The following is a 23,652-nucleotide window of genomic DNA, read 5'->3' on the forward strand; positions in this document are numbered from 1 at the left end:
AATTATGCTCGGCCGCGCCATTTCGCGCGTCTTTCAAACAGGGCGGCGACCTGGAGTGAGACAAGTATGATCGCAACGCCGGCGCCTACGCGTGCCTCTGGCACTTCCCCAAATATGAAATAACCGACCGCTGTCGTAAAAAGCAGCGAGAGATAACCGACCGGCGCAAGAAGGCTCGCGTCCGCCATGCGATAGGCTCGAAGGAAGCAATATTGCCCGAGCTGTGCGAGAAAGCCGATTGCCAAGAGCGGCAACCAATCGAAGGCTAGAACCGGTTGCCACGTCCACAACGCCGGGACCGCTGTGATGGCAGCGAGACCGACCGTGTAGAAGACCATCATCACAGTGGTGTTTTCCTCGCGCAGCGCACGGGTCTGAATGATCGCCAGCGCTCCGAAGATGACCGAAACGAGAACGACCAGCACGCCAGCGTTAAAATCGGCTGTCCCCGGCGCAATGACAACAAGAACGCCCATAAACGCCATGATCGCCCCCGCCCAGCGAATGCGGCTGACATATTCGCCGAGAAACACGACTGCCATTGCCATGGTCACCAACGGCCTGGAAAAGCCGACTGCATTGACCGTCGCGAGGGGCAACATGGTGATCGCAAGAAAATTGCTCGTCAGCGCGATCGCGTTGCAAGCGATGCGGAATAGATTGCGGAGCGGATATTTAACACTCAGCATTTCCCCCCGGTGACGCCAAATCAACGGCAGGATGAACAAAAGGCCGATCACTGCACGAATAAAGACGAGCTGAAACGCCGGATAGGTCGCACCTTGCGCCTTGACGAGGGCCGTCATTCCGCCCGCCACCAGTGTCATGTCAAGCAGCAGCCAGCCGACACCGGCGCGGGCATTGGAGCCTTGCGTCTCCAATACCGTTACGCTGTCATTTTGCGCGTTCACGCCGGCTGCACAAGGTTTGCCATCAGACGGAATGCGCCGGGAACCAGTTTGTCCATCTGGTGATGGAGGACCAGACTGGTGTGCGTGTGGCGTCCTTTGCCGAAACGGCCCGAAATCAACGCGCCTTTCAGAGGCTGTTCGTTGACATCATGCATGGCAAGCAATGGTTCATAAGCATCATCCCACCGTGCCGCAAAATAAAGGCCTCTCTCCTTGTCCCATCCGGCCCAATCCTCATCACTGATCACGTTCGGCCCCACAAGTAACGGATGATCCGGCGAAAGTACCGTCACCTCGGCATGCGGATCCGTCACGCGCCAACGCAACGACGGTTTTCCGATCTCAAGCCGCCTGACGGGTGTCGACTGCGGGTCCCATCCATCGCTTGGCCGATGATAGAGCGTGACAAGATGCCCTCCCTGTTCGACAAATCGATGCAGCTTGGCGGTTGCTGCGGCGAGATCGCTTCTAATTCCAAAGGCGAATATGCCGACGACAATCGTCGTATAGGACGTGAGATCGCCGCTGAGCGCCTGCGCATCGAGCTCAGTCACATCGAGGCCCATGCGCCCGAGCCAGGAACCGACGTTGTCTGCGCCACCACCGACGTAACCCACTCGTGCTCCGGCAGGCAGCTTCATGTCGAGCGATAAGATTCTGAGTTTGGACGGCGCCAGAAACCTTGCCCGGCCAATATGAGGATAGGCAATCGGCGTCACCTGAAACGCAGCATGGGATCCGGTGTGTGCATCGAGTGAAACAAGCCCGGCAACAGCTTCTCCTGTGCGCTCCACAACCCAGTCGTCGCCTGATTTACGCACCTTCCATCCGTCCGTGGCCTTGAAGGAAAGAGCCGTCTCGTCGCCCCGTGCGAGCGCCTTGAAACCCAACTGCGGTGCCGAAGCGCCAAGAGGAACAAGGAGCGCGTCGGGCGCAAGTGTCAGCGAAAGCGCAGGAGAGATGAAAAACGGCTCCTCGAGATCGAAGCTGGCCGTCACGGTCCGCGCCCCGATCTTCGCTGACACCCGAACAGACGCATGACCATTGCCACCCATGGCATTCCAGACCGGCTGGTAGAGCCCTGATACGGATACATCCTTTTCGGCCAGCAACGAGAACACCGTCGCCTGACCGAGCGTTTCGACGGAGGATGAGACGCCGGATGGAAGAACAGGCGTGACGTCGACCTCGTATGTGGAGGGTGACGCCGAAAATTCGACGTGCAAGAAAGCTTGTCCGCCCGGCCTCATCTCGGCTGGCTCCACATAGGCGCGCTCAAAAATATCGATTGCTGTCAGGATCGCTGCGTCGAGCTGCGCGCGTTTACGCATGATCCGATGCCCGTGAAGGTCACGGAACTCCTGTCCTGCCGTTTCGTCGACATGTTGCAGGAGGGTCGCTGCCTCAAGAAGTGACGCCTCAATTAATTGCCTCGCCGGGAAGGCCGAAATCGCGCTGGCAATTGCCTCATCGGCTTCACGCAATGCCTTCACCAGATCGGGATCAAGTCCCGGATGCTCCGCGAGGTCCAAGAGTGACGCTGGAAGATTGTCGGCAATGGTTGCCTCTTCGCGATCACCGTTCTCGCCTGTCTCAAGGTGCAACTGCCAAAACACCTGCGGATCCTTCGGCCAGTGCCCCATCCCCTGCGAGGCATGATAATACCTGGACCATTCACCGATACGGTCGTATTGCGCACCAGTTGCCTGTTCTTTTCCCTCTGCGGCGATGACGAGTGTCGTTTCGGGTGGAGGAACCTCGTCGTCATAGGTATCGCCACCGCCCGACCAGGCAGGCAGGTAAAACTTTGCCACTTTCCACGGTGTCAACCCTTCAGAAAAATGCTCCGGAAAGGCCGATGTATCTGCAGCCAGAGAGATCGCAGTCTTGGCAGCGCGTGTCATGGCGCGGTGATGGCCATGCTGGCCCGGTACATCGAGGAAGGTTGGAATGACGATATCGGGACGTTCCTTGCGATAGGCACGGACGAGCCGTTCAACGATGCGCGCTTCTCCCCACCGGTCAAACGTCCGGTCGCCATCCTTGGAAAAACCGAAATCGTGAATGAGGTCGGCCGGTCCATGCCCGAGCCAGTGGACGTCGGCATCGATGACGCGAGCGGCCTCCTCTAGCTCACGGGATCGTATGACGCCAAGAGCACCGAGGCGTTCTGGCCCCAGAGCATTCTGGCCACCTTCGCCACGCGTCGAGCAGGCGATAATGACCCGCATGCCCAGCTCCATCCTGAGATAGGCAAGCAAACCGTTCTGCTCGTCATCGGGATGCGCACCGGTTTGCATCACCGTCGCGACCGATTTCAGGGCACTCAGCCGACGGTGCATGCGCACAAACCATGGGGCGGCCATCTGCCGTTCGATGCGCTCTCGTGGGTTCAGCATTGACAGTCTCCTCCAGAATTCAGGCCTGTGCAGCCCCAGTCGCCGCAATCGACGTCTCGAGTTTCGGTGTGACGATATCGAAAAGGGGTAGAGCTGCAGCGCCAAGGGCCGCCGTCAATTGCCCGGATGTCCCATGGATCACGCGTGGCAACTCGCGCTGCCGGCGGCTTGCAACCGATGTCGGCAGGCTTCCCATGCGGGTGATGATTTCGCGGATGACAGGCTCCGGCAGTGCGCCACCGAGAATGATTGTCTGCGGATCAAGGATGTTTTCGAGCATCGCGACGATCGGCGCCAGATGATCGGCTGCCTCATCGATCCACCCCATCAGGACGGGATTGGATGCATTGAAAAGCGCCTCAAGGTCATCGAGTTCGGTATCGGCAATGCCGATGGCCTGCAATTTCTCCTTGAGCACATAAGCCGAGGCATAGGCCTCCAGGCAGCCTCTCTGTCCGCAGGACGGGCACGGCCTGCCACGCGGAGATACGGTCACATGGCCGATTTCACCGGCGTTTCCAAAAGCACCGCGGTAAGGGGCGCCTTCCTGGATCATTCCGAGACCGATACCGACCCCGAAATAGATCATGCAGAAATTCGGGATGCTGAGACCCTGACCGAACAGCCGCTCGCCGACGGCGGCCGCGGTCGCGTCGTTTTCAACCACGACCTGCTGGCCGCACGCATCGCTGAGCATTTGACGGGCATCGATCCCCACCCAACCCGAAAGGGTCGTCGGGCCGACCGAGGTCATCCCGTCGATCTCGAAGGGCCCGGGCATGACCACGCCGGTCCCAAGCAGCCTGCATCCCAGGGCTCCTGCGACAGCGGCGTGCTCTGCGGCAAAGGTCTTGAGGATGTAATCCGGTTTGGTGTTTTTCAGGCGCGTGACGCGCTCAGCGCGCAAGACACCGGCCAGATCAAGCCCGACAGTAACCATGTGGTCAGCGGCAATCTCAACGCCGATCGTCGCACCGCCGTCGGGATTGACGGCAAACTGGATCGGCGGCTGGCCACGGCCGGTGCGCCGGCGTCCAAGCTCCTTCAGGAGCTCTTCACCCATCAGCTCTTCGACAATATTGGCAACTGCCTGCGGGGTCAGATGGGTGATCTTGGCAATCTGGGCGCGACCAAGGGAGCCGTGCCTGCGAACAAGATCGAGAACGACTCGCCTGTTATGTTCGCGGCTGCGCTCGGGATTTTTGCCAATTGCGACCGGATAGGCATCCAACGTGTGCACCGTCATCTCTTCAACTTCCCGTATCGTAGAAAATTCATAGCGTCGAAATCACGATAAGCGCAATATAATAATTCAAGTAAATTATCTTATTGACAAACTCGCTCCTTCAGAGAACCGTAGAGGCCGACCGGGGGTCCGGCTCAGCGTGTTTCAGGGGTTAGCCAACCCTCCTGTAGCGAGCCGATAAAGTGCGCGCGAAAGCGTGGATAAAGGGAACTCACTCCGCATCTGCAAAGCAGGCGGAGACAATGGAGGCTTACATGCGCAGGGCAACTTTGTTCGCCGGCTTGGTCGCCGGTTTCAGCACATTCGCATTCAACGCAGCACAAGCTGTCGAAATCGAATATTGGCAATATGTCTTCGACACACGCGTAAAGGCGATGGACGAGCTCATCGCAGAATTCCAGAAGACAAATCCTGACATCACAGTCAAACAGGTAACCTTCCCATACGCCGACTATCAGACACGCGTCATTGCCGCCAACATGTCCGGCAATGGCCCCGATGTCATGCAGCTTTTCTATGGCTGGCTGGACAAGTTCGCGGCAGGCGGGATCTTGCAGCCGCTGCCAACCGATGCGTTCCCGCACGACAAGATCGAAAGCGACTTCTTCCCGATCGTCAGCGCCATGAAGCGTGGCGATGACTATTACGGCCTTCCGACAGCGGTTCGCTCGCTTGCCCTTTTCTACAACAAGAAGCTGTTCACGGAAGCAGGCCTCGATCCTGCCAACCCTCCGAAAACACTGGATGAATTTGTTGCTGCTGCAGAAAAGATCGCCAAGCACGATGCAGCAGGTAACCTCACCGTCGCAGGTTCGACGCTCGACATGGGTGGCCAGGATCACCAATGGTGGCGTGAGGTGTTGATCCGCCAATATGGTGGGGAACCCTACACCGACAACGACCAGAAGGTTACCTACAACAGCGAGGCCGGTGTTCAGGCGCTTAAATTCTACACGAGCCTCCAGCTTGAAAAGAAGATCGGTCAGGCCGGTTTCATGGATGAAGGTCAGGCCGCCTTCCGGGCCGGAAAAGCGGGGATGACGATCGACGGGACGTTCCGTCTTGGCTCCTTCCGGACCATCAAGGACTTCGAATGGGGCGTCACCGAGCTTCCCACCAACGACAAGAACATCCGCTCTAACTACGCCAGCTACTTCGCAAACGGCATCAGCGCCAAAACGACCGGCGAAGAACTGGAAGCCTCGAAGAAATTCCTCGCTTATATCTCATCGCCCGAGGCCATGGCGATCTGGCTGAAGACCGTGGGGGAACTGCCTGCCCGACGTGAAGCGGCGTTGACCGAGCAAAACCTGAGAGACCCGGTTTATGCGCCGTTCCTGAAGGGTCTTGAATACGCGCACACCACGCTCTTCAAGGACGAGGCTGCTCAACGCCAAAACGCGATCGACATGACGAACCGCGTTTTGCTGGAGGGTCAGTCGGTTGAGGATTCCATCAAGGCGGCCGCAGAGGCCGAACAGGAAATCATCGACGCGGCCAAACCCTAAGCTGAAGGTCAAGTCATGACAGCGATCGACCAACAGGGGGCGGCATCCGGCCGCCCCGGCGGCTCCTTTGGAGATCGCCTTTCCATGCGCACCAAACGGCTTATCTGGATCTGGAGCTTCCTGGCGATCCCGATCCTCTTTTACAGCGTCATCCGCTTTTATCCGACGCTGCAGGCCTTCTGGCTGTCTTTCACCAACTGGGATCTGCTGCGGCCGGCCAAGTTCATTGGCGTTGCCAACTATGTGAAACTGTTCAAGGACCCGCAGTTCTGGAAGGTCTTCAAGAACACGTTCACCTATCTCATCATCGGCACACCGATCAGCCTGGTTCTGGCCTTTGTCATCGCCTTTTATCTCGACCGTGTCCGCGTTCTGCACGGCTTTATCCGTGCGCTCTATTTCCTTCCCTATCTGACGACAGCTGCGGCAATGGCCTGGGTCTGGCGCTGGTTTTACCAACCACCACCGATCGGCATCATCAATGACGTGCTGGGCCTTATCGGAATTCCGCAGCAGCCTTTCATCCGTTCGACCGACCAGGCGCTCTTTTCGATCATGGTGACGGCCATCTGGGCAGGGCTGGGTTTCCAGATCATCATCTTCATGGCCGGGCTGCGTGCCATTCCGACAACGTTTTATGAGGCTGCGCGCATCGACGGCCTTGGCGAGTGGGCGATCCTGCGCAAGATCACCCTGCCACTCCTCAAACCAACCACGGTCTTTCTCGTGGTATTCTCGTCGATCGGATTTTTGCGCATCTTCGACCAGGTCTACAACATGACCACCAACGACCCGGGCGGTCCGCTCGGATCAACGAAGCCGCTTGTGCTGATGATCTACCAGACAGCGTTCAACTCCTATGCGATGGGCTATGCGGCCGCACAAACGGTCGTCCTGTTCACCATTCTCCTTGCCGTATCGCTGATCCAGCTCTGGGTGCTGAGGGAAAAGAAATGAGCGAAGCACAGCCACTTTCCCACGCCCGTATCCGTCCTGGCCGCATCATCGCATGGACGCTGCTCTTTATTGGCGGCCTGATCATGGTGTCACCGCTGCTTTTCATGTTCTCGACATCGTTGAAAACGGCAGATCAGGTCTACGACCTCAGACTTATTCCGGCGGCGCCAACGCTTTCGAACTATGTCACCGTGATGGCTGACGGACGCTTCCTGCGGTGGTTCTTCAACTCGATGCTGGTTGCGATCATCGTGACCCTCTCGAACTGCTTTTTCGACAGTCTGGTTGGCTACACGCTGGCAAAATTCGAGTTCCGTGGACGCTATTTCATCTTCATTGCTATTCTTTCGACTTTGATGATCCCAACGGAGATGCTTGTTATTCCATGGTATCTGATGTCGAGCCAGCTCGGCTGGCTGGATAGCTACTGGGGCATCATGTTCCCGGGCATGATGACGGCATTCGGCACCTTCCTGATGAAGCAGTTCTTCGAGACGGTCCCGAACGATTTCATCGAGGCTGCCAGGGTCGATGGACTGAACGAATTCCAGATCTGGTGGAAGGTTGCCATGCCTTTGGTAACACCTGCGCTCTCAGCACTTGCCATCTTCACATTCCTTGGCAACTGGACCGCGTTTTTCTGGCCGTTGATCGTCACCACCAGCAAGGAACTCTACACCTTGCCTGTCGGCCTCTCGAGCTTTGCTGTCGAGCAGCAGATCCAGTGGGAAATGATCATGACCGGGGCCGCCATTGCGACCATTCCAACATTGATCGTCTTCATCGTCCTGCAACGCTACATCGTCCGCGGTGTGATGCTGGCGGGCCTGAAAGGATAACATCATGGCCGATACGAACCCGCGCCTTTCCGATACCAGCAAGTTTCCAGACGCCGTTTACAAGGAAACAGTGCTTCGCCCCCTGTTCGATGGCGCAAAAAATCATCACGTCGATGGTTTTAGGCGCATTGACCGGGCCCATCTGGTCATGCTGCGTGAAACCGGCATTCTTGACGCTGAAACCGCCGCAAAAATTGCTGGCGCCCTTGAAGATATCGACAGATCCATCGATCCCTCGAGCCTCATCTATACCGGCGAGGTCGAGGACTTCTTTTTCCTGATCGAGAAAGAACTGAAAGCAAGGATTGGCGTCGATGTGGCCGGGCGACTGCATACGGCCCGCTCTCGAAACGATATCGATCACACACTTTTCAAACTCGGCCTGAAAGAAAAGATCGATGCCCTGATGATCAAGGCACGTTTTCTTCTGGAGGCACTGATCGACGCCGCAGAGCGGAATGAAAATACGCTGATCGTCGCCTACACGCACGGACAACCGGCGCAACCGACGACGTTCGGCCACTATCTTTCTGCGGCGATCGAAGTCTTGACCCGAGACATCGACCGCTTTGCAGAAGCCCGCCGGATTGTCGACCTTTCACCGATGGGCGCTGCGGCAATCACGACGTCGGGCTTTCCAATCGACCGGGCGCGCGTTGCAGAGTTGCTAGGTTTTTCGGCCCCGCTGCGCAATTCCTATTCCTGTATCGCTGCGGTCGATTATACCACAGCGACCTATTCGGCCATGGAACTGATGTTCCTGCATCTTGGGCGGCTTATCCAGGATTTTCAGTTCTGGACGAGTTTCGAGGTCGGCCAGATATACGTTCCGAATTCGCTCGTGCAGATTTCCTCGATCATGCCGCAAAAGCGCAATCCCGTTCCGATCGAGCACCTGCGCCATCTCGCAAGCCAGACATTCGGCCGGGCACGCACCATGCTCGACGTGATGCACAACACGCCGTTTACCGACATGAATGACAGCGAAGGAGAAACGCAGGGCGTCGGTTATGAGGCATTCGCCTCGGCTGGGCGTGTGCTTGATCTCCTTGCAAGCCTCATCGGCAAGATCAGCATCGATCCTGAACGGGTCGATCGGAACATCCGCCGCTCCTGCATCACCATCACCGAACTTGCAGATTCACTCGTGCGCATTGAGGGCCTTTCCTTCCGCCAGGCTCATGAAATTGCTGCTACGGTCGCCAAAAGTGTCGTCGCCTTGAAGGGCGATTTGCCAACTGACGGCTATCCTCCATTCCAGAAAGCCTTCAGGGAGCTGGCAGGTCACGATACGACGGTCGACGAAACGACATTCAGAAACATCGTATCGCCTGAGCACTTCGTCGCCGTTCGCAGCCGTTTCGGTGGCCCGGCCCCGGCCCCTATGCGCGAAGCAATCGCGGTCTATCGTGAAAAGCTTGGCGCGCTTGCTGCAGAGGCCCAAACGTTCGCAGACCACGAAGCGGCGAAAGCCACTGAACTCACCGAGAAATTTACTGCCCTGACGGGAGCGCGATAATGGCGACAATCGAACTCAATCAAATCGTAAAGCGCTACGGCAAGGTCGAGGCGGTCAAGGGCATTGATCTTGCCATCGAGGATGGGGAATTCGTCGTTTTCGTCGGTCCATCCGGATGCGGAAAATCGACGACGCTCAGGATGATTGCCGGGCTCGAAGAAATTTCTGCGGGAACGCTGAAGATCGGCGGCAATGTCGTCAACGAGAAGGAACCCAAGCAGCGCAATATCGCGATGGTGTTCCAGAATTACGCGATCTACCCGCATATGACCGTGCGCCAGAACATTGGCTTCGGCCTTTACACCTCAAAGCTCGACAGCGCGGAAAAAAACCGGCGCATCGAAGAGGCCGGACGCGTTCTCGGCCTTGAAGCACTGCTTGATCGCCGGCCCGCCGCGTTGTCGGGCGGCCAAAGGCAACGTGTGGCGATCGGGCGTGCCATGGTGCGTGATCCCTCTGCCTTCCTGTTCGATGAGCCACTGTCCAATCTCGATGCGCAACTCAGATCACAAATGCGTATAGAGATCAAACGCTTGCATCAACGTCTTAAGACGACCACCGTCTATGTGACACATGACCAGGTCGAGGCCATGACGATGGCCGACAGGATCGTTGTGATGAAAGACGGGCATATCCTGCAGGTCGGTACGCCATCTGAACTTTACGAGAAACCGGTCGATGTCTTTACGGCGCGGTTTATCGGCAGTCCGTCAATGAACCTGCTGCAGGGGACGCGCAAAGCCGACGGCATGACGCTTTCAGCCACGGGTGACCTTCTGATCGGCATACGCCCTCATGATCTTCTGGTTGGTGACAACGGTGAGGTGGAGAGCGCGTTTTCCATCGAGGGTACGGTCACGGCGGTCGAGCCTCTCGGCCCTGAAACGCTTGTCCATCTGGATACATCGACCAGTTCGGTCATCGCGACAGCCCGCGGCAAATCGATACCTGCAGTCGGCAGCCAGCTCCTATGCCACGCAGAAAAAGGTTCTCTTTATCTGTTCGATACCAAAACGGAAAAGCTTCTGGACCGTGCATGATGGCGAGTGTCACACGTAAGTCTGCGATTATCAGTGTTGGTCGCATCTATTGCGACCTTGTCTTCACCGGGCTCGATGCGATGCCTGTTCTTGGCAGGGAGACATTTGCAAACGATATGGAGATGGCGGCCGGCGGCGGTGCATTCATTGCCGCGGCTCATTTCGCACATATTGGCCGCGACGTTGCGTTACTGGCAAGGCTCGGGACCGATACCTTCTCCAGCGCCATCGGCAAACAGATGGCCGATCACCGCATCGACGTGCAATTCCTGGAGCATGCAGCGGACGCGGGTCCGCAAGTGACTGTTGCGACGGTTGTCGGGCATGACCGGGCATTCCTGACGCATCGTGCAGGGCCAGCACGGCCATCGACCCTCAATGCCGCATTTGCCTGGGAAAAGGCATGCCATCTCCACATTGCCGAGTTCGCAACCCTCAACGAAATCCCCGATCTCGTTGCGCGCGCCAAGGAGAACGGCCTTACCGTCTCGCTCGATCCGAGCTGGGATGCCTCACTGATCTATAGCAAGGGCCTCGTTGCGGCCTGTGACGGCGTCGACGTCTTCCTGCCGAACCTTGAGGAAGCAGAAGCCATCACGGGAAAAGCCGACCCTCGCGAGGCAATCGATGCCCTATCATCCGCATTTCCCGTTGTTGCGCTGAAAGGCGGCGCTCAAGGGGCATGGCTGTCATCGGATCGCAGTGTTTCCCATGCCGCCGCCCGCAACGTTCCGGTCATAGACACGACCGGCGCCGGTGACGCCTTCAATGCTGGCTTCCTTGACGCCTGGCTCAGCCGTGAAAGCCCGCAACAATGCCTCGAAGCCGGCATCGAGGCCGGCAGCCTCGCGGTTCAGGCCATGGGAGGCGCACCGAGGGTCCATCCCGCGGCCTGATTGTCTGACCGCTTATTCTCCGCGTGGAAAACGCTGATTTTCTTCCAGCACGTTGAGATCCATGTGGTTGCGCATGTAGCGTTCGGATGCCTTTTGCAACGGCTGGTAATCCCAGGGGTAATAGGCACCGTTTCGCAACGCCTTGTAGACCACCCAGCGCCTTGCCTGGCTTTCCCGTACCGATGCGTCGAAGGATGCAAGGTTCCAGCGTTCGTTGATCTGTGAGCTAATCTTCTTGACGACCGCCGCATGTTCCGGTTCATCGGCAAGATTGACCCGTTCGTCGGGGTCCTGAATGAGATCGAACAGCAAGGGCGGATCGGCCTCACAGACCGTGAGCTTGAAGCGACCGTCCCGGATGGCAACAAGCGGTGCGATCGATCCTTCTGCGGCATATTCCATCGGCACCGGACCACGCACGTCCGTGCCAGCGACGACGCCGGAAAGGTCTTCGCCGTCCGTCCATTGTTTCAGCGAAGCCATATCGAGGCCAGCCAGCCCGCACAGCGTCGGTGTGACGTCGAGCGTTGAAACCGGTGCATCGATGAGCGCAGGTTTCCATCCGGGAGCCGCGACCATCAAGGGCACCCGCGAAGATCCCTCGAAAAAACACATCTTGAACCAGAGGCCGCGCTCGCCAAGCATATCCCCGTGATCGGAGAGGAACAGGATGATCGTGTCGTCATCCATGCGAGTGCGCTTCAATACATCAAGGATATCGCCGATTTTCTCATCGACATAGGAGATATTGGCGAAATAACCACGGCGTGCCCTACGCACCTGCTCGTCCGTAATGTCGAATGCCGAGTGATCGCAGGCTTCGAGCAGGCGCTTGGAATGCGGGTCCTGCTGCTCGAATGGCAATGCACCGGCCTTCGGATCGAGAGCGGGGCAATCTTCATAGAGATCCCAGAATTTCCGCCGCGCGACATATGGGTCATGCGGATGCGTGAAGCTGACTGTGAGGCACCACGGGCGGTCATCAAGCTTACGCGAGAGGTCATAGAGCTTGCGGGTCGCGTGATAGGCGACCTCATCGTCATATTCCATCTGGTTGGTGATTTCGGCGACCCCTGCCCCCGTCACCGAACCGAGATTATGGTACCACCAGTCGATCCGCTCGCCGGGCTTCGTATAGTCGGGCGTCCAGCCAAAATCCGCCGGATAAATGTCCGTTGTCAGACGTTCTTCAAAACCATGTAGCTGATCAGGTCCGACAAAATGCATCTTTCCCGAGAGCCCGGTGTAATAACCTGCGGCCCGCAGATGATGTGCGTAGGTCGGAATGTCTGAGGCGAATTCGGCTGCGTTGTCGTACACACGGGTGCGGCTCGGCAACTGCCCGGACATGAACGAGGCGCGCGCCGGCGCGCACAACGGGCTTGCCGTATAGGTGTTGGCGAAACGCACAGAGCGTTCCGCCAGGGCCTTCAGATGCGGGGCATGCAGAAAATCGGCCGGCCCGTCAGGGAACAATGTTCCGTTGAACTGGTCGACCATGAGGATCAGGATATTCGGACGCGTCATGAAATGATGGTTCCTGTCAGAGGCCGAGCTTGGCCTTGACCGCGTCCGCGCCCGGCTTGCCATCGAGCGTGGTAACACCCGTCATCCAGCCGTCGAGCGCCGTCGCATTGGCTTTGAGCCAGCTTGTCGCAGCAGCCTTTGCGTCTTCACCGCCGAGGATCGAACCCATCAGGGTGTTTTCCATTCCGATTTCGAATTTCAGATTTTTGAAGAGGCTCGCGGCATTCGGGCACTGCTGTGCCCATCCGGTCCTCGCCAGCGTATAGACTTCAGCGCCGCCGAAATTCGCTCCGAAATAGGCATCGCCACCCGAGAGATAGGAGATCTCGATCTTCTCATTCATGGGATGGGGCGCCCAGGCGAGGAAAACGACACCCTTCTCCTGTTTGCCGGCACGCTCGACCTGGGCAAGCATGGCCTGCTCTCCGGATTCGACCAATTGCCAGCCCTTCAGACCGAAATCATTGGCATCGATCATTTTCTGGATATTCTGGTTAGCCGGAGCACCCGGCTCGATGCCATAGATCTTGCTTTCGAACTCGTCTGCGTGTTTGGCGAGGTCGGCAAAATCTTTCACACCCTTCTTGGCCATATAGGCGGGGACCGCGAGCGTAAACTTTGCACCTTCGAGGTTCTTCGTCATCACCTCGGCCGCTTTTGCAGCGCTCAGGTCATCAACGAAGGATTTCTGGGCCGGCATCCAGTTGCCCAGGAAGACGTCGATCTCGCCGTTTTTCATGGCCTGACAGCCGATCGGAACCGAGAGCGTCTTGACATCGGCTTCATAGCCGAGCGCCTCCAGAAGAACCGCTGCAACACCGTTGGTCGCGGTAATATCAGTCCAGCCTGGATCACTCATGCGGACCGTCTTGCAGGCAGCATCGTCGGCGGCCTGAACGGTCGTGGAGAAAGCAGCCACACAGAAAAAGACACCCGTGGCAATCCTGTTCATGCGAGAGATGGTTTTCATTGGAGTTCCCCAGTTATTAGAGATATTTATTGAACAACAGCAGCGAACTTGCTGTGAAGCCAGTAATTTTCGATATTTCACATAAGGATATTTTATGTCAGAGAGACCGCTCGATCTAGGGTGGATGCGCATCTTCTGCGAAGTCGTGCGCCGCGGCAGTCTGACATCGGCGGCCGAAAACCTTGGATTGACACAGCCTGCTGTCAGTTACCAGATCCGCAAGATCGAGGACGAACTGCAGACAGGGCTTCTTAGACGAAAGCATCGCGGCATAGAACTGACCGCAGATGGCAAACGTCTTTTCGAGATCGTTTCGAACAACGTCGATGCCGTCGATCTCTTTACGCAGCAACTGCGCCGCAAGAGCGAGCGGCCATCGATCCGGGTCCACACCGATTACGCCTTTTCCTCACTCTGGCTCATTCCCCGCATGCACGCCTTCCGCGCCGTCGATCCAGATATCAATATCCAGATCGTCGCGACCCAGAATCCGCTGCGACAGGGAAAGGAAGACGGCGACGTGATGGTGATCTTCGGTTCACGCGCCGAAGCCGGTGAAGGTGCGGTCCTGCTTGTCTCGGAGAAGATCGCACCCGTCTGCGCTCCTGCCTATCTGCAGAAGGCAGGGGCTGATACGGATCCGCGAGCTCTTTCTCGCCACAAGCTCATCCATCTGGAAAACACCTCGCCAACACAGTGGTTCGACTGGAGAACCTATTTTGGCCATTTCGGCGTCGAACGGCAGGCCGCCATGGAACAGGGCGACCTGACCTTCAACAACTATTCCATGGTGGTACAGGCGGCGGTCGGCGAACAGGGATTGGCGATCGGATGGGCGGGACTTGTCGATCCCCTTGTTGATGCAGGCGTTCTCGTTATTGCAGGCCCTGCCCTTGATGCGCCTGACCGGGGATATTGGCTCGTAAAACCGAAACGGCAGGATGGACCTGTCCGGACCTTGACGAACTGGCTCGTCGGCCAGGCGCGATAACGCCGCTCCCCGTCCAGGAGCGGCGCCTCTTGAATGTTTCTCATTTTCAGATGGGGTAGTGCAGCGGCCCGTCCTGAAGCGTGACCCAGCGCAGTTCAGTGAATTCGGCAATGCCGGCAGTCCCACCAAAGCGGCCGTAACCGGATGCCTTTACGCCACCGAACGGCATCTGTGCCTCGTCGTGCACGGTTGGACCGTTAATATGGCAGATGCCGCTTTCGATCCGCCCGGCGATCTGAAGGGCCCTCGCCTGGTCGCGACCAAAAATTGCGGCAGAAAGACCGAATTCCGTTTCGTTTGCGATACTGACAGCTTCATCAACGCTTGTGGCACGAATGATGGAAACGACCGGACCAAAGCTCTCTTCCGAGTAAAGCCGCATTGCTGGCGTCACACCGTCGACGGCGAGTGCATCGAGCATCGTGCCGCTTCCGCTGCCTCCGGCAACGAGTTTCGCCCCCTTGGAAACGGCATCGTCAACGAGGGTGCGAATACGGGCGGCGGCCTCAGCGCTGACGAGCGAACCGAGCGGCGTCTTGCCTTCACGCGGATCGCCCGCCTTCAGCGTCTCGACCTTCTTGGCAAACGCACTGACGAATGTGTCGGCAACGGAATCGAGCACGATGATACGTTCCGTCGACATGCAGATCTGCCCTTGGTTCATGAAGGCACCGAAGGCAGCAGCGGCGACGGCAGCATCGATATCGGCGTCATCAAGAACGATGAAGGGCGCCTTGCCGCCAAGTTCCAGAAGTGCAGGTTTGAGATAACGGCCGGCAGTCTCGGCAATGACGCGGCCGACGCGAGTCGATCCGGTAAAATTGACCCGTCTGACAGCTGGATGAGCGATCAGTGTTTCGACAATCTTCGCAGCATCTTCGGGTGCGTTGGAGACGGCATTCAAAACACCCTTCGGCAGTCCGGCCGAAGCTACGGCCTCAACGATCAGAGCGTGGGTGCGCGGGCACAGTTCCGAGGTTTTCATGACCACGGTATTTCCGCATGCAAGCGGCGTGGCGAGTGAGCGAACACCGAGAATGACGGGCGCATTCCAGGGTGCCATCGAAAGGACGACGCCAACCGGCTGGCGCAACGCCATCGCCATAGTCCCTGGCCGGTTGGAGGGAATGACCTCTCCCTTGATCTGCGTTGTCAGGCTCGCTGCCTCAACCAGCATGTCACTTGCGAGCTTAACGTTGAAGCCTGCCCAGGCATCCGTCGCACCAATTTCTTCCTTCATCGCGTCGGTAATGGCGGGTCCTGCAGCGCGAAGAGCCTCGGCGGCAGCCAGAAGCAGGCGACGGCGTTCACCGGGAGGCGTTGCCGACCAGACAGGAAAGGCGGCCGCAGCCGCGTCAGCCGCAAGCGCCGCATCATCAAGGGTTGCAGCGGCCGCACTGGTCGCGATGTCACCGGTGATGGGGTTGGCCCGCTCGAAGCGTTTGCCGTCACCTGCAGGGCGATGTTCGCCAGCGATGAAGAGATTGATGGATTGCATAATCATTCCTCCTGAATTCAATTGACAGCGGCGGTCGTACCGCCAAGAAACGCCCGCTGGACCGCCGGGTCGGCAGAGAGGCTTTCGGCCGAACCAGCTCCGACAACACGTCCGGCTTCGAGCAAATAACCGCGATCGGCAAGGGCAAGGCTCTCACGCACATTCTGCTCCACAAGAAGGATCGCCAGCCCGGTGGCACGGATCTGGGCAAGAGCTGCGAAAAGCTCCTGTGTCACGATTGGCGCAAGACCGAGGCTTGGTTCATCAAGCAACAGGTAATTGGGAGATGACATCAGCGCGCGACCGATCGCCACCATCTGCTGTTCGCCACCGGACATCGTTCCGGCGATCTGGCCACGGCGTTCTGCAAGCCGCGGAAAGAGTGCGAAAACGCTGTCACGTGTTTTGGCCTCAAGGCCGCGGGCATGTGAGGGATTGGCGCCAAGGCGCAGGTTCTCCTCGACCGTCAGAGCCGGGAATATGCCCCGCCCCTCAGGCACGACTGCGACGCCGTGGTCGACAATCGCGTGGGCTGAAATGGTGGCGAGCGAGTTATTGTCGACGCGAACATCACCGGAGGCCGGTTTGACAAGGCCGGCAATTGCTTTCAGCAACGACGACTTGCCGGCACCATTTGCGCCGAGAAGTACGACGGTTTCCCCCCGCGCAACGCTTAAACTTACCCCGTCCACGGCAAGATGTTTGCCATAACGGATTGTCAGGGTGTCGATCTCAAGCATGGGCCACTCCGAGATAGGCTGAAATCACGTTGGGATCGTCGAGGACGGTAGACGTCGGACCATCTGCAATCTTGCGGCCTGCCGCCATGACAACGGACCGGGGGCAGAGTGCGCGCACGGCCGCCATGATATGTTCTACAAGCAGGATGGTCGTTCCTTCACGCGAGAGTTGACGGATCAGTTCAATTCCCTCCGTCAGTTCTGTCGGATTAAGGCCAGCAAGCCATTCATCGAGCAACAGCAACTTCGGCTCGCCTGCAAGTGCGCGCGCAAGTTCCAGCCGTTTCTGATCGATATAGGTCAGGTCGCCGGCGTTGATGTGCTCGCGGCCCGCAAGGCCTATCCGCTTCAGGCATTGACGGGCAACATCCTCTGCGTCGGCTCTGGAAAGCTGGCGCGGACCGAAGACGGCGGAAACGGCGACATTCTCCAGCAATGAGAGGGACGGCAGCAGTCGCACGAGCTGGAAGGTGCGTGCCACGCCTGAGCGGGCAATCAGATCCGGTCGCATACCACCCGTCTCCTTGCCGTCCAGACGGATCGAGCCCTCCGTCGGCTTCAGAGCGCCAGAAATGAGGTTCATCAGCGTCGTCTTGCCTGAACCATTTGGACCGAGCAGCCCGACAACCTCACCCGGGGCGATGGAGAAGCTTAGCCCGTCCACGGCTTTCAGCCCGCCAAATGTCTTGCGTATCTCTTTTATCTCGAGAACGGGCGTCATGCGCGCGCCTCCTTCCTGCGGATTTTCTCTATCGCAGCCAAGACGCCATCGGGCAGAGCAAAAACGATGATGATGAAAAGGAGGCCGAGAATGATCGAGAAGTGGTTCGGGAAGTTTGCCCCTAGCCATTCGAACAGAAGGAAGAGTGGAACCGCACCCAGAATCGGTCCCCAACGACGGTTTGCGCCGCCAAGAAGCGCCATGATGACGGTCAGGAACGAGACCTGCGGGTTAAAGACGATGGCTGGCTCGATGTAGACCCAGCGCGGTGCCTGGATCGCACCGACCAGCGTAATGATCGTCGCGGAGAGCACAAAGAGGGTCAGCTTGGCTCGCGCCAGATTGATGCCAGCATGCTGGGCAACCACCTCATCATCACCGATTGCTTTGAGGGCAAGACCAAGCCTGCTGCGTTCGATAAGAGCTGCAAGGAGGAGGGTCACAACGGCGAGCGCAAGAAGCTGCCACAGGACATGCTGGGGTTCGATCGGCAGGAAAATGTAGCGGCCGAGCGTACCGGTCAGATTGACCTCATACCAGGTGATGAGCTGACGGATAAGTTCGGCAAGACCGAAGGAGAAAATCACGAAATAGATTCCTGCAACACGAAGCGTCGAAAGGCCGACGACCAGTGCGAGCCCTGCCCCAACGAGCGCGGCGCAAATGAGAACGAGTGGCCAGGCAAGCACTTCGCTCAGAACAGCGACCGTGTAGGCGCCGACACCGAAGAAGGCGACGGTGGCAAGGGAGACGTAGCGTGTCGGGCCGGAGAACATGGCCCAGGCCGAAGCGAGCGTTGCGTAACCGAGGAGACCGACGATCACACCGACACCATAGGCATCGAAGAAGAAGGGTGAGAGAGCGAGAAGGGCAACAACTATGGCGGAGATGGCGAGCGCGATCATTTGCCTCTCCTTGCAAAGATGCCTTCCGGCCGCCAGAGCAGGACAGCAAGGAACAGAGCGTAAGTTGCGGCAAGTGTCAGCCCGGGATCGACATAAACAAGCACGAAGGTTTCCACGAGACCGAGCAGCAGACCGGCAACAAGCGCACCAAGCAGGTTGCCGACACCACCCATGATAACCACGACGAGTGCTTTCATGGTGAAGACCACGCCATAGGAGGCAGAGAACGTCTGGTACATCGAAATCATGACGCCGCCTGCAACCGCCAACGCGCCACCAAGCGCAAATCCGGAACGAGCGATACGGTTGACGTCGATGCCGACAAGTGGCGCAGAGCGCGGAGCAAGGGCGACGGCGCGCAGGTTCAGGCCCCAGCGGCTATGCGTCAATGCGAGATAAAGCCCCCCACCGATCACCACGGACAGAACGAAGGACAGCACCCTGTTGAGGGCAACAGTTGTTCCGAAGATGTCGACGCCTTCAGTCAGATAGGAATAGGAGTGATAATTGCCGCCAAAGACGACGAGCATGACGCCCTGGATGACAAACAGCAGGCCGAAGGTTGCCAGAATGGAATCGACTTCGAGGCGGCCGCTCCCGCCTGAGCGGTGCACAAGCGGACGCATCATGACCTGATAGACGGCAAACGAAAATACGTAACCGGCCGGGGCTGCGATCAAAAGCGCGATGAGGGGCGAAATACCGAAGCCGGAAAAAAGGACGAAAGTCAGGAAGGCGGCGGCAATCAGGACTTCGCCATAAGCGAGGTTCATGATGCGCGCGATGCCATATTGCAGCGAAAGTCCAAGCGCGATGAGCGCATAGGTCCCGCCCAGCATCAAGCCGAAGACGAGGGTGGATAAAAACACGAGAAATTTCTCCACTATACAGGAGTAGCGGGCATCGGGAGCCGGTGCTTGAAGACACCGGTTCACGGTAAAAGATTACCAGTTGGGCTTCGGAACGACCGGTTTTGCGGCACCGGTTCGATCAGTGGGCGCGATGGCGACGAAACGGTCACCCTGCCACTGTCCGGCCCACCAGAGTTGGCGAAGCTGGTTGTCCTCAAGCTTGACCGGACCGATGACCGTATCGAATTCGCCGGTCGACAGTTCTTTTGCCACCGCAGCCTTGTCCAGGCCGACACGCTTTACCGACTGCGCGAGCATTTCGAGGCTGGCATAGGTGATGGCACTTGCCCAGCTATCGGGTTTCGCACCGATGAACGCTTCATGGCGCTTGAAGTAATCGGCGATCTTGTCGCTCGTTCCGTCGACACCGCCAATGCTGATAACGCCTTCATGTTTTCCGTCCGAAACTTTCGGGAAAATCGGGAAGGCACCACCAACACCAACGTAGAAAACCTTGGGATTGAATTTGTTGGTCTGCGCCTGCTTTGTCACCGCAAAGCTGTCCGGCGGGTATGAAAAGGCAATGAAGCTATCTGCGCCACTTGCGGCGGCTTCATTGACGAGCGCCGCGAAATCCGACGTGCCGACCGGGTATGTCTTGTCGTAGGCCAGTGTGAAACCCGCCTCCTTCAAGGCCGGGCGTGCCGCCTTGATAAGATCGATCCCGAAACCGTCAGCAACAGAAATCACCGCGACCTTGTCGTTGATCTGTCCCGCATCGCGCGCTGCCTTGAGAACGCCCGCGAGCGAATTGGCATAGTCATGCCCGCCGCCAAGCATCCAGAAGCTTTTCTTCCAGCGTGCGGCAAACTCAGGCGCCTTGTCGGTCACGCCGGTGACCGCAAGCTGCGGGTAACCAAAGCGATCATATAGCGGCGCCACAGCGAGGTTAAACCCTGTCCCCCAGGGCGGCAGCAGAAAGTCGACCTTGTCCTGGCTGGCCAGACGCTCGGTCGAACGAACCGCATCTTCGGCAGAGGAGCGGTCATCATATTCGACGACCTCAATGGGAAGACGTGATCCGTCGGGAAGCGTCAAACCGCCCGCATCGTTCACTTCCTTGACCCAGAGCTTGTAGTTCGGAATGGTCGTAATGCCTGCTCCGGTCGCGTTGGCACCACTTTTAGACACGGCATAACCGATCTTTACAGACGTGCGGTCTTGCGCGTGGCTCAGCGACGGCGTGATGGCCGAAACGGCAATACCGGACAGCAGGCAGAACAGCGTTCTGCGCTTCAAAATAGTCATGATTTTCCTCCCAAGCGCGTCTCTGAAGGTGGCCGGCTCCTCCCCGGCATCCTTGTGCGCTGATCAAAGTTTAACAGCGACAAGGCGATATAAAATGCATTAATGTATCCCATTATTGTACTTTTGGAGCTACACGATGCCAACATCGCTCCCTATGCCGTCGCTCCGGTCACAAATGATCGAGGCCAGAATTCTGGCGCCTGCACTGAGGATTTCGGAATTTCGCCTCGAGGCAAATGCAGCCCACCTTCTGATCCTTTCATCAGGAGAAGCGGAGATCATTCGTGACGAGGCGCAGATGACGGTCCAGGCCTCCGAAATGATCTGGCTACCCTCTGGCGGGGCCGGCCGTTTAAGGCTTAATGCGGGGAGCAGAGGCACGTGGCTGAAGGCAACGGAAATCGGGCTTGCCCACGCAATGCCAACTGGCACCAGCGCCATGGCGGTGCGCGAAACCTTGCAGCGTGTGCTGAAACAGAGCCTGTCCGACAAAGACCGGCGAGAACTTACAAACTATCTTGAGACGATCTCGACGGAAGGTTTTCAACCTGCAACCGGATCAGACAGTATCATCACCAGCCTCTTGAGTGTCATTCTTATCCGCCTCTGCCAGCAGGCGATTGTCAATCTCACCAGTGCAACGACGTCGACGAGCAGTATTGTCGAGCGTTTCGTATTGCTTGTGGCGCAACATAAGCGCGATCAGTTGACGGTCGAAACCTGTGCAGAAAAGCTTGGCACCAGCCGCGAGCGGCTCGGCGCTGCCATCCGTAAGGCGACGGGCTTATCGCCGCAGCACTACATTCACCGCGAACTGCTTTTGGAGGCGAAAGACCTTCTCGTCAATTCATCACTCCAGGTGACGGAAATTGCCTTCCGGCTGGGTTTTCAGGACCCTGGATATTTCAACCGTTTCTTCACCCGCAACGAAGGCACATCACCGGGGCGTTTTCGTCGCAATGCAAGGCGCGCCCAGGACAAGGCGGTTCAGTCCTACGCCGCCTGGCCATGAAGGATATCTCACCTTGTCACGGAAAAAGGTTCAAATCCCTTCCCGTGACGCGCGATGGCGGCCGATCGGCAGCATCATCGGTTTGCCCGATGTCGGATCGATGATGACGCGGCTTTCAATACCAAATACGTGACGGACATTGTCCTCCGTCAACACATCTTCTGGCCTGCCGGAAACGTGCAGGCGTCCCCCGCTCATGGCGACCAGGAAATCAGCGTAACGGGCGGCCAGATTGAGATCGTGCAGGACCATGACAACGGTGGTTCCGCGTGTCTGGTTAAGATCGGTCAGAAGGTCCAGCACCTCGACCTGGTGATTGATGTCGAGAAAGGTCGTGGGCTCATCGAGCAACAGGATATCTGTCTCCTGGGCAAGCGCCATGGCGATCCATACCCGTTGGCGTTGCCCACCGGACAATTCGTCGACAGGCCGGTCGGCGAGATCTGCGGTTTTCGTTGCCGAAAGTGCTGTTGCGACAGCTTCATCGTCCTTTCGCGTCCAGCGCGAGAACACGCCGTGGTGGGGATGGCGCCCGCGGCTGACGAGATCGGCCACAAGAATGCCCTCGGGAGCGATCGGTGACTGTGGCAAAAGCCCCATGGTACGTGCAAGTTCGCGTGAGGGTGTGCGATGGATCGATTTGCCGTCCAGCAATACGTGGCCGTGTCGCGGAGAAACGAGCCTGGACATGGCGCGTAGCAGGGTCGACTTTCCGCATGCATTGGCACCGACAACAACGGTCACCTTGCCTGGCGGCACGACGAGATCGAGGCCCTCCAGAATAACAGTGTCGCCATATCCCGCCGACAATTGGCTCGCGGATAAAGAATGGATCGTCATAATGAGGCTCCGCCGCGATTAACGCGCACGATAAGATAGATTAGGTAGGGAGCACCGAGCGCACCGGTGACGACACCGACCGGGTAACGGCCGGGCAGGACAAACTGGCCGCAATAATCTCCTACGAGCACAAGCACCGCACCGATGAGAGCGGAGGGAACAAGCAGCGATCCGTTGTTTCCCATGACACGGGCAGCAATCGGACCGGACAGGAATGCCACGAATGCGATCGGTCCTGTCACGGCTGTTGCCGTGGCAATCACGCCAACCGCTGAGACGATCACGATGATGCGGGTTTTCGCGACACCGACACCAAGTGCTGCGGCTGCATCGTCTCCGAGGCGCAGTGCTTCAAGGTCACGGGCACGGCTGAGTAGGAGACCGCCGAAAACGAGGAGCGCACTGGCAAGGGGTGCAGCCTGATCGAGCTTTGCACCATTGACGCTGCCTGTCAGCCAGCGCATCGCCTCCTGCAATGTCCAGGCAGGTGCTGCCGACAGGATGTAGGCGACAAAGCTCTCCAGCATGGCCGAAACACCAATGCCGACAAGGATCAGGCGGGTGCCGGCGACGCCATTGCGGAAGGAGAGGCCATAAACGAGAAGCGCGATGCCCAGACCGGCGATCACCGCAAAGATCGAGACGGCAGGACCACTCAACGACAGGACAACGATGGCAAAAACCGCGGCGGCGCTTGCTCCGGCGCTGATGCCGATAATGTCGGGACTGGCGAGCGGGTTGCGCAACATCGTCTGGAAAGCGACCCCACCAAGACCAAAGCTGAGGCCCGCCAGGATTGACAGGACTGCACGTGGCAAACGCAACTGGCCAACGGTGAAGCTGACGCCTGCGATGTTTTCACCGAGCAACACACGCATCACCTCTCCCGGCGGCGTGAAGGATTGCCCCAGCATGAGCGTAAGGAGAAATGTGGAGACGAGTGTCAGAACGAGAACGCCGATCACCACGTTTCG

The 23,652-nt window shown here is 58.1% G+C and carries 21 protein-coding genes; 8 read left to right on the top strand and 13 right to left on the bottom strand.

The genetic code is table 11. The features are described from left to right. Positions 1-2 precede the first annotated feature (2 nt). Genes ACIQT8_RS22530 through ACIQT8_RS22540 form a run of 3 tightly spaced genes read right to left on the bottom strand, consistent with a single transcriptional unit; the run spans position 3 to position 4,556 of the window. On the bottom strand, positions 3-911 hold the full coding sequence (locus ACIQT8_RS22530) for a DMT family transporter (RefSeq protein ID WP_400969999.1): 909 nt from the start codon (positions 909-911) through the stop codon (positions 3-5). Then, the gene (locus ACIQT8_RS22535; RefSeq protein WP_400970002.1) at positions 908-3,310 is read right to left on the bottom strand and encodes a PIG-L family deacetylase; all 2,403 of its coding nucleotides are present in this window, start codon (positions 3,308-3,310) and stop codon (positions 908-910) included. The genes ACIQT8_RS22530 and ACIQT8_RS22535 overlap by 4 nt, the downstream gene beginning before the upstream one ends. Positions 3,311-3,329: 19 nt before the next feature. After that, positions 3,330-4,556 (bottom strand): ROK family protein, encoded by a 1,227-nt coding sequence (locus ACIQT8_RS22540; RefSeq protein ID WP_400970005.1) that lies wholly within the window; start codon positions 4,554-4,556, stop codon positions 3,330-3,332. A 242-nt stretch (positions 4,557-4,798) separates the two neighbouring features. On the opposite strand from ACIQT8_RS22540, the gene ACIQT8_RS22545 reads away from it, so the two are divergent. Genes ACIQT8_RS22545 through ACIQT8_RS22570 form a run of 6 tightly spaced genes read left to right on the top strand, consistent with a single transcriptional unit; the run spans position 4,799 to position 11,315 of the window. After that, positions 4,799-6,064, top strand: coding sequence for an extracellular solute-binding protein (locus tag ACIQT8_RS22545; protein WP_400970008.1), 1,266 nt, complete (start codon positions 4,799-4,801; stop codon positions 6,062-6,064). 15 nt (positions 6,065-6,079) lie between these two features. Further along, the gene (locus ACIQT8_RS22550; RefSeq protein WP_138792706.1) at positions 6,080-7,021 is read left to right on the top strand and encodes a carbohydrate ABC transporter permease; all 942 of its coding nucleotides are present in this window, start codon (positions 6,080-6,082) and stop codon (positions 7,019-7,021) included. Then, positions 7,018-7,860 (top strand): carbohydrate ABC transporter permease, encoded by an 843-nt coding sequence (locus ACIQT8_RS22555; RefSeq protein WP_400970013.1) that lies wholly within the window; start codon positions 7,018-7,020, stop codon positions 7,858-7,860. Before ACIQT8_RS22550 ends, ACIQT8_RS22555 begins: the two co-directional genes overlap by 4 nt. A gap of 4 nt (positions 7,861-7,864) precedes the next feature. Next, positions 7,865-9,379: an argininosuccinate lyase gene (gene argH / locus ACIQT8_RS22560; protein ID WP_400970016.1), complete on the top strand. Its 1,515-nt coding sequence runs from the start codon at positions 7,865-7,867 to the stop codon at positions 9,377-9,379. After that, complete coding sequence (locus tag ACIQT8_RS22565; protein ID WP_400970018.1) at positions 9,379-10,419, top strand: ABC transporter ATP-binding protein; 1,041 nt, start codon at positions 9,379-9,381, stop codon at positions 10,417-10,419. The genes argH and ACIQT8_RS22565 overlap by 1 nt, the downstream gene beginning before the upstream one ends. Continuing rightward, entirely contained in the window at positions 10,416-11,315 is a 900-nt protein-coding gene (locus ACIQT8_RS22570; RefSeq protein WP_400970021.1) for a carbohydrate kinase family protein, read from the top strand. Before ACIQT8_RS22565 ends, ACIQT8_RS22570 begins: the two co-directional genes overlap by 4 nt. Before the next feature lie 12 nt (positions 11,316-11,327). Here ACIQT8_RS22570 and betC read toward each other — a convergent pair whose 3' ends face one another. Together betC and choX are read right to left on the bottom strand one after the other, a co-directional pair. Further along, entirely contained in the window at positions 11,328-12,842 is a 1,515-nt protein-coding gene (gene betC, locus ACIQT8_RS22575; protein ID WP_400970024.1) for a choline-sulfatase, read from the bottom strand. A gap of 16 nt (positions 12,843-12,858) precedes the next feature. Continuing rightward, on the bottom strand, positions 12,859-13,812 hold the full coding sequence (gene choX / locus ACIQT8_RS22580; RefSeq protein ID WP_400970027.1) for a choline ABC transporter substrate-binding protein: 954 nt from the start codon (positions 13,810-13,812) through the stop codon (positions 12,859-12,861). A gap of 94 nt (positions 13,813-13,906) precedes the next feature. Between choX and ACIQT8_RS22585 the strand changes: the two genes are divergently transcribed. Next, entirely contained in the window at positions 13,907-14,803 is an 897-nt protein-coding gene (locus ACIQT8_RS22585; protein ID WP_400970030.1) for a choline sulfate utilization transcriptional regulator, read from the top strand. Between the two features lie 46 nt (positions 14,804-14,849). Here the strand turns inward: ACIQT8_RS22585 and ACIQT8_RS22590 are convergent, their stop codons facing one another. The 6 genes from ACIQT8_RS22590 to ACIQT8_RS22615 all read right to left on the bottom strand — a co-directional run bounded on the left by ACIQT8_RS22590 (position 14,850) and on the right by ACIQT8_RS22615 (position 20,826). After that, positions 14,850-16,301 carry an aldehyde dehydrogenase gene (locus ACIQT8_RS22590; protein ID WP_400970033.1) on the bottom strand — a complete coding sequence of 484 codons (1,452 nt, stop codon included), beginning with the start codon at positions 16,299-16,301 and terminating at the stop codon, positions 14,850-14,852. A gap of 17 nt (positions 16,302-16,318) precedes the next feature. After that, the gene (locus tag ACIQT8_RS22595; protein WP_400970036.1) at positions 16,319-17,041 is read right to left on the bottom strand and encodes an ABC transporter ATP-binding protein; all 723 of its coding nucleotides are present in this window, start codon (positions 17,039-17,041) and stop codon (positions 16,319-16,321) included. Further along, positions 17,034-17,762: an ABC transporter ATP-binding protein gene (locus ACIQT8_RS22600; protein ID WP_400970039.1), complete on the bottom strand. Its 729-nt coding sequence runs from the start codon at positions 17,760-17,762 to the stop codon at positions 17,034-17,036. The genes ACIQT8_RS22595 and ACIQT8_RS22600 overlap by 8 nt, the downstream gene beginning before the upstream one ends. Then, positions 17,759-18,667: a branched-chain amino acid ABC transporter permease gene (locus ACIQT8_RS22605; RefSeq protein ID WP_400970042.1), complete on the bottom strand. Its 909-nt coding sequence runs from the start codon at positions 18,665-18,667 to the stop codon at positions 17,759-17,761. Before ACIQT8_RS22605 ends, ACIQT8_RS22600 begins: the two co-directional genes overlap by 4 nt. Further along, positions 18,664-19,536 carry a branched-chain amino acid ABC transporter permease gene (locus ACIQT8_RS22610; RefSeq protein ID WP_400970044.1) on the bottom strand — a complete coding sequence of 291 codons (873 nt, stop codon included), beginning with the start codon at positions 19,534-19,536 and terminating at the stop codon, positions 18,664-18,666. Before ACIQT8_RS22610 ends, ACIQT8_RS22605 begins: the two co-directional genes overlap by 4 nt. Before the next feature lie 75 nt (positions 19,537-19,611). After that, positions 19,612-20,826 carry an amino acid ABC transporter substrate-binding protein gene (locus ACIQT8_RS22615; protein ID WP_262526516.1) on the bottom strand — a complete coding sequence of 405 codons (1,215 nt, stop codon included), beginning with the start codon at positions 20,824-20,826 and terminating at the stop codon, positions 19,612-19,614. 136 nt (positions 20,827-20,962) lie between these two features. Between ACIQT8_RS22615 and ACIQT8_RS22620 the strand changes: the two genes are divergently transcribed. Further along, positions 20,963-21,838, top strand: coding sequence for a helix-turn-helix domain-containing protein (locus ACIQT8_RS22620; RefSeq protein WP_400970049.1), 876 nt, complete (start codon positions 20,963-20,965; stop codon positions 21,836-21,838). Between the two features lie 30 nt (positions 21,839-21,868). Here ACIQT8_RS22620 and ACIQT8_RS22625 read toward each other — a convergent pair whose 3' ends face one another. Then, on the bottom strand, positions 21,869-22,678 hold the full coding sequence (locus tag ACIQT8_RS22625) for an ABC transporter ATP-binding protein (protein WP_400970051.1): 810 nt from the start codon (positions 22,676-22,678) through the stop codon (positions 21,869-21,871). After that, a complete protein-coding gene (locus ACIQT8_RS22630; protein WP_400970054.1) occupies positions 22,675-23,643 on the bottom strand; it encodes a FecCD family ABC transporter permease in 969 nt (322 codons plus the stop codon). The genes ACIQT8_RS22625 and ACIQT8_RS22630 overlap by 4 nt, the downstream gene beginning before the upstream one ends. Positions 23,644-23,652: the final 9 nt, after the last annotated feature.

Origin of the sequence: Agrobacterium sp. NPDC090273 (assembly GCF_044772305.1) — a bacterium.
Taxonomy (GTDB): Bacteria; Pseudomonadota; Alphaproteobacteria; order Rhizobiales; family Rhizobiaceae; genus Agrobacterium.